Source organism: Desulfobacula sp. (assembly GCF_030611305.1).
Lineage (GTDB): Bacteria > Desulfobacterota > Desulfobacteria > Desulfobacterales > Desulfobacteraceae > Desulfobacula.
Genome location: NZ_JAUWQB010000146.1, coordinates 1 through 4,920 on the forward strand (window position 1 = coordinate 1; position 4,920 = coordinate 4,920).

Consider the following 4,920-nt stretch of genomic DNA (forward strand, 5'->3'; position numbering starts at 1 on the left):
ATGAGATTTTAAAAGGCTAAAAACAAAATCAGGTGAAATAGCAAACGATATGAGCAAAAAAAAATTGAAAAATTGGGTGAAATTTAATAGGGATATTATATTTCTGCTATATTTTGAATGGTTTCAACACCCTTTATAAGGGCATGGAAAGTAATACTTTAGTACCTTTGCCGGGCTTTGAAAATAGTTCAAAGGAGCCACCCAGGTTTTCTATCCGTTCCGAGATACTGTATATTCCAAACCCGCAAAAGTTCTTGTTTGTAAGCTTATTTAAGTCAAATCCAACTCCGGTATCTTCAACTCTTAATAAAATAAAATTTTCTTTTTGTGATATTTCTATCTCCGCATCTGTTGAGCCTGAGTGCCTTATAATATTAATGACAAGCTCATTAAGTGCTCTGTACAAAGTAATCTTCTTTGATTTATTTATATGAATATCATTATCAATGGCATTGATATATTTAATATCAACATCATACTTTTCATTACTTTCTTCAATTAAAGATCCCAAAGCTATATCTATTTCAAAGTCATCTAAAACTGGTGGGCTAAGCTGATAAATCAATGAACGGATCTCTTTAACAGCCTGCTCAAGGTATTCTTGAATTTGGGCAATGATTTTCAAATCGACCGGCTCACCTGGTTCCTGTATATTTTTGATTTTTGAAATACTCAGGGCAAGGGTTTGGGCCACACTATCATGAAGATCTGCAGCAAATGCTTTACGCTCCTTTTCCTCTGCATAAATGAGGTGTTCATTTAAGCGTTTCTGCTCATTGGTTTTTTTTCTCAATTCTTTAAGATTTTCTCCAAGCCTGGTTTCCATATATGCAAAAGACTCAGCCAGTTGTTTGATTTCATCATCGTGGTCACTTGATACGATAGATCCCAGCAATGGATTGTTTTTTAATGTAAAATCATACTCTGGTAAATCTCTTGCATATTTAGTCAGCAATGCAAGAGGAAGGGTTATCTTTTTGCTGATAAAAACAGCAAGAACAATTCCAATAAGTGCAATCAGCAAAAAAATCATAGACTGTCTGACAGCAATAGCAGAACCGACTCTTAATGATTCATTCTTATCAATAAAAGCTGTAACATACCAGTCCATGTATTTATAATAATCGACATAGGCGGTCTGGATCATTTCCCCCTGGCTCCTATTGCTATATCGATATTCAATGGGCTTTTCAGGATCTTCGGCAGCTTTTTTCAAATGATCTTGAATAGACTTATCAAGGGTAATTCCAACAGGGTTTAAACCAATATTTTTTAAATTAGAAGTGTGGATGATTACTTTTCCATGGCTGTCAAAAATAAGAATCCCGCCGATTTCGTTTAGGCTCCTCCGGCCAAGTATATTGTTTAGTTTAGAAAGAGTACGTTTTTCTTTAGCCAGGGAATTTTTTTCAACATCACTCATCTCGTGAGCTGTCCCGATGATCCATTTCCAGTGGGGGCAATACAAAAACAACCCTATTTGTTTTACCTGTTTCATATCCTTCAGCCTTGGCCACATAAAGACAGTAAAAACTTTTTCTTCAGTTTTTATGATTTTTCGGATCAGAGTTAATGCATCTCTTTTCTTGAGGTCTTCAAATCCATACCACTTTTTGCCCACCATTTCTTTGTCTGGATGTGATAATCCAGTCAAATTAAAGTCATAAACAAAAAAATAATTGTTATTATGATACCGATATTCCTCTAACCTCTTCAAGAACAGTTCTTTTGCCAATTGTTCTGTTAAAAGCCCTGTTTTTTGCAGATCATAAAGCAAGCAAGCCTCTGACAGAATACTTATCCCCGCGTCCTCCATAATGGATCGTTGAGTTTTTATGTGATCGATTTCATAGGACAAGAGATCATTATATTCAGTATCAATGACCCGTATTATTGAGGAAAGTGTCTCTTTGGACAGTTTATAATGCTGAGCGCTTATTTCTATTTGATAATTCTTTGTCGTAATAAATATGAACGTCATTGAAGTGACAGCCATAAGGCCAATAATAAGAACAAGTATTTTTGATCTTATGGTTTTAAACATCTATGCTCCCTGATATTGACAAAACTATTGAGAACACTTTTATTTTTCACTTTCAGGTTTTTCAATGGTTTCATGTATTTCAAAGGCACCAGCTAAGATGTCAAGTGGGAATCGAAACCCGATTTTTTTTGCACTTTCCAGGTTAATTACTATTTTAAGAGGGCTTTCAAATTTCTGGGGAAGCTCTCCTGGTTTTGCGCCATTTAATATTTTGGCAAAAGTTTGGACATAAAATTTTGCGTCAGCTTTAAACTCAGCCCTGCCAGAACCCATCAAAATACCGGTTTTTACCAGATCACACCTTGTTTGAGCAAACATCGCCACCTTGTATTTGAACAAAGGAGACAAAAGTTTTGTAATACTCTTTTTTGTCAACCCGGCATAATCCGTGATATATATTGCATCAATTTTGGGGGCAAGTTGTTCATGACATCTTATTAATTCAGCTTCTTCATCGGCACTCCCAGACTTTACCGGCATTAGGCATTCAATTATTTGAAAATCAAGTTCCCGGGATAACTTCAGTACATCTTCTACTGCAGCATATGATTTTCCATCTGAATTATTCTGATAGGCTAACCCCAGTCTTTTAAAACCTGTGATTCCATGGAAAAGGCGAAGCTGTCGTTCAGATTTTTCAGGGTCTATCCAGACGTGTACGTGATCAAATCCGGAATCTTCAACACTTTTTATAATGCCTGATTGAACTGCATTGGAAACTGATAACACCATGGTGGGAGTATTGTGTTGATTATTTGCAAGGTCTTGGCCGGCCCATGTACCAAAAGCAAGCATTAGATCAATATCTTTATCAGTCTTTAATCGGTTTATGATGACAGGTTTTAATCTTTCACGTTCAGCATCATACCATTCAGAGTTCCAATAGGCATCAGAAGGGAACTTGAGGTAATCGCTTTGAATTTTTGTGGAAAGAAAGTTCCATAAAGTCCTGGTTTCGCTTTCATCCTTACATTTTGGAATTGGTGCACGTTGAATCCAGCCCGAATCCATTAAGCTGGCTGTCATAGCTTTTAAAATCGACTGATAATTGGCATAAGGGCCACCTTCAAGATATCCGATGCGCCACTTTTTGCCATTATTTGTTATGGGATTGGTTTTATTCTCTTGTGCGAAGATATCAGTCAGGAACACGGTTAATATACAAAACAGCCCAATTATCATTGAATTTACAAACCTAATCATATCTCTCCTGCCATTGCTAATAAACTGGAGTTTTAAAAATTACCAACCCATAAAAAACAGAAGGACCCGTTTGATATTCAGGTCAATTTCCAGAAAAATCAGCTTACAACATGTTGTATTGCAAAGCAAACTGATTACCAGAAATAAAATTTAACTTCAATATCATGTTTTTTTTGCCCGCCAGAAAAAGTCGTGATGACGAAGAAATGTTAAATTGCACGATTCTTGATTTTTCATCGTTATTGTGTGAATAGAAGATAGCATACTAATTTAATACCAGGATATTCATGGAACCTCGATCCAGATGTAATAATGCAGTCAACGTTCTAAACTATTTTAAAAAACTTGGCGTTGAAGAATCCAAAATTCTCCAAGGATTGAGCATAAATAAAAATTATCTAAGCAATCCTCATAATTGGATCACAGTTAAAGACTTGTATAAATTGTTTGATAATTGCCTGGAAGCTGCCCCTTTAACCACATTACATGATTGGTATAAAATAGGATTTCATCTTAAAGACAGCAAAGAATCAAAACTCTTTGAAATGATAACCAAGCTCGTTGGTGTTAAAAATATGTATAAGCTTATTCCCAAATATACCAACAGCTTTAACACCTATATGAAAATGAATATTGATGCTATTGGTTCAGATTACGCGGAATATTCGATAAAAACCGACGAATCCATTATGGCGGAAGGTATAGGACTTATGGTGCGGTATACATCTGGAATCTGTTCCATAATTCCTCATATCATTTACAACAAACCAGCAGAATATGAAATTTTATATGATCAAGCTCATTTGAAAAATATCATAAAGCAATTATACAAAATTTATGATTTTAAATATTTAGAAAAAGATGACCATATTTTCATCAACGACCAAAGAATAGGGAGACGAATCCAGCTATTAAAATCATCTACAAACAATAAAATTTATTCAAATCAATATTCTTTTGAAAAACCCTACAATGCAACCTTACTTATTGAGAATTTAGCAGTTGATGGGAGGACTCTATTACATAAGGATGATATTTTTGATGCACCCTGTGGCAAAGTAGTCTTCAAATGGAAAAATCAAAATCGACTTTTTAAAGTATTCCAGAATTCAAAACTTAAAAATGAAGTTTTAACTTATTTGAATGAGCAGATCTTTTTAGCTGAACAACGGCACTTTGAATCTGAAAGATTAAGAGCAAAAGAAAAGCAATATATTAAGCAGTTACAATCTACTTTAGCAGAACTTTCGACAATTGAAGAAAGGGAACGAAGATCAATCGCTGAGGATTACGGTGGTCCCCAAAAACTGGACAATGTGCTAAGCTCTAATTTCAAATAAAAAAGGAGAGCGGCATGAGTAACAAAAGAAAAAAGTATAGTCCAGGATTCAAAGCCAAAGTTGCCTTGGCAGCAATTAAAAATGATGAGACCGTTTCAGAACTGGCTGCCAGATTTGGGGTCCATCCTACAATGATTCACGGTTGGAAACGATCACTGCTTGATAGCGCAGCCGATGTCTTTGACAAAGGTCAAAAAGCCAAAAAACATTCTGATAGTAAATATCCTGGCCCTGAGGGCCAGGCTTTGGGTTTACCCCTGGAAGGGGATTAGTATGCCTTGGCCCCCTGAGGGGGCAAGGAGAGTTGTCGCCCACTTTTAATATTAGGTGAAT

At 35.7% G+C, this 4,920-nt stretch carries 4 protein-coding genes; 2 read left to right on the forward strand and 2 right to left on the reverse strand.

The genetic code is table 11. The features are described from left to right. Positions 1 to 133: 133 nt before the first annotated feature. Positions 134 to 2,044 (reverse strand): cache domain-containing protein, encoded by a 1,911-nt coding sequence (locus QAI40_RS16795; protein ID WP_304511892.1) that lies wholly within the window; start codon positions 2,042 to 2,044, stop codon positions 134 to 136. A gap of 39 nt (positions 2,045 to 2,083) precedes the next feature. Further along, complete coding sequence (locus QAI40_RS16800) at positions 2,084 to 3,247, reverse strand: ABC transporter substrate-binding protein (protein ID WP_304511893.1); 1,164 nt, start codon at positions 3,245 to 3,247, stop codon at positions 2,084 to 2,086. Positions 3,248 to 3,534: 287 nt separating this feature from the next. Here QAI40_RS16800 and QAI40_RS16805 point away from each other — a divergent pair, with 287 nt between their 5' ends. Both QAI40_RS16805 and QAI40_RS16810 read left to right on the forward strand, forming a co-directional pair. Continuing rightward, complete coding sequence (locus QAI40_RS16805; protein WP_304511894.1) at positions 3,535 to 4,587, forward strand: hypothetical protein; 1,053 nt, start codon at positions 3,535 to 3,537, stop codon at positions 4,585 to 4,587. 14 nt (positions 4,588 to 4,601) lie between these two features. Further along, entirely contained in the window at positions 4,602 to 4,859 is a 258-nt protein-coding gene (locus QAI40_RS16810) for a transposase (RefSeq protein WP_304511895.1), read from the forward strand. Positions 4,860 to 4,920 lie beyond the last annotated feature (61 nt).

Bases quoted from the DNA above. Each gene is read 5' to 3' on its own strand.
- QAI40_RS16795 (WP_304511892.1), bottom strand. From the start codon at position 2,044: ATGTTTAAAACCATAAGATCAAAAATACTTGTTCTTATTATTGGCCTT.
- QAI40_RS16800 (WP_304511893.1), bottom strand. From the start codon at position 3,247: ATGATTAGGTTTGTAAATTCAATGATAATTGGGCTGTTTTGTATATTA.
- QAI40_RS16805 (WP_304511894.1), top strand. From the start codon at position 3,535: ATGGAACCTCGATCCAGATGTAATAATGCAGTCAACGTTCTAAACTAT.
- QAI40_RS16810 (WP_304511895.1), top strand. From the start codon at position 4,602: ATGAGTAACAAAAGAAAAAAGTATAGTCCAGGATTCAAAGCCAAAGTT.